Annotated in this window: 3 protein-coding genes; all 3 read left to right on the top strand. The window is 54.2% G+C overall.

Going from position 1 to position 1400, the window contains the following annotated elements:
• Positions 1-100 (top strand): zinc finger domain-containing protein (locus tag A918_RS21565; RefSeq protein WP_305807659.1); only part of this gene is annotated, 100 nt, incomplete at its 5' end.
• A gap of 46 nt (positions 101-146) precedes the next feature.
• Positions 147-920 (top strand): enoyl-CoA hydratase, encoded by a 774-nt coding sequence (locus A918_RS0113815; protein WP_022711637.1) that lies wholly within the window; start codon positions 147-149, stop codon positions 918-920.
• A gap of 261 nt (positions 921-1181) precedes the next feature.
• The coding region (rpsT, locus tag A918_RS0113810; RefSeq protein WP_022711636.1) for a 30S ribosomal protein S20 at positions 1182-1400 on the top strand (219 nt) is incomplete at its 3' end.

Here is a 1400-nt window from a genome sequence, read left to right as displayed (position 1 = left end):
GGCCCGCGAGGATGAGCCATGCCGGCGTTGTGGCGCAACGATACAGCGCATTGTGCAGAACGGACGCTCAACTTTCTTTTGCGCTGCCTGCAGCGCCTGATCTCTTTTCCGTTCATAAATAATCACTGCCTTGGGGGAGTATCTTGATGGCCTATGAAACGATTCTTGCAGAAACACGCGGCAAAACCGGTCTGATCCGGCTCAACCGTCCGCAGGCGCTGAATGCGCTGAACACACAGCTGATTACCGAACTGACAGATGCGCTGCAGGCATTCGACCGGGATGATGCGATCGGTGCGATTGTCCTGACCGGTTCCGAGAAGGCTTTTGCTGCCGGCGCCGATATTAAGGAAATGCAGAATCTCAGTTTTGCCGATGCTTACGGGCAGGATTTTCTCAGCGACTGGGAAGGGATCAATGCCATTCGTAAGCCGGTAATTGCTGCGGTCAGCGGCTATACGCTGGGCGGCGGCTGCGAACTGGCGATGATGTGTGATTTCATCATTGCTGCGGATAATGCCAAGTTCGGTCAGCCGGAAATTACGCTTGGAATCATTCCGGGCATGGGTGGCACCCAGCGTCTGACGCGTTTTGTCGGTAAAGCCAAAGCTATGGATATGGTGCTGACCGGCCGGATGATGGATGCGGTTGAGGCTGAGCGTTGCGGACTGGTGTCGCGTGTAGTAGCGCCGGAAGTGCTGCTGGATGAAGCGCTGAAAGCGGCAGAGCGGATTGCTGCGTTCTCGCGGCTCTCAGTGATGATGGCAAAAGAATCGGTCAATCGTGCTTTTGAGACGACATTGCAGGAAGGGCTGAAATATGAGCGCCGTTCCTTCCATGCGCTTTTCGCTACAGAAGACCAGAAAGAAGGCATGTCGGCATTTGTCGATAAGCGCAGCCCGTCTTTCTCCAACCGCTGAGTCGTCTTATAGGGGCGCTCCGGCCGTAAAACCGCAGCGCCACTTGTCAGAAAACGTTCTGGAAACCATCTTTTACGGGTTTCAGCCCTTTGTGGAGAGAGAATCCAGATTGACGGCGCGGACAAGCTGATCTATAAGCGCGCAACAGTGAGACGGCTTTCGGGCTGTCCGGATAGATTTTTGCCCGGTGGCCTGCCCCTTCGATATGAATATCGATGCTGAAAAGCCCGCTGGAAAGCTGACAGAAAAAGAGAGGCATTTATGGCCAATACACCTTCGGCCAAGAAAGCGGTTCGTAAAATCGAAGCCCGCACCGAGGTCAACAAATCCCGTCGTTCCCGCGTGCGCACTTTCGTACGTAAGTTCGAAGATGCTGTAGCACTCGGTGATAAAGCTGCTGCACAGGCTGCTTTCAAGATTGCTGAGCCTGAACTGATGCGCGCCGCTTCTAAAGGCGTTGTTCATAAGAACACTGCTTCG

This window comes from Pseudochrobactrum sp. AO18b, from assembly GCF_000409565.1.
GTDB classification, from domain to species: Bacteria; Pseudomonadota; Alphaproteobacteria; order Rhizobiales; family Rhizobiaceae; genus Pseudochrobactrum; species Pseudochrobactrum saccharolyticum.
The sequence above is the reverse complement of the archived record's forward strand: the minus strand, read 5'-3'. Positions and strand labels throughout refer to the sequence as shown.

Coding starts and splice junctions, on each gene's coding strand:
- A918_RS0113815 (WP_022711637.1), top strand. CDS start 147: ATGGCCTATGAAACGATTCTTGCAGAAACACGCGGCAAAACCGGTCTG.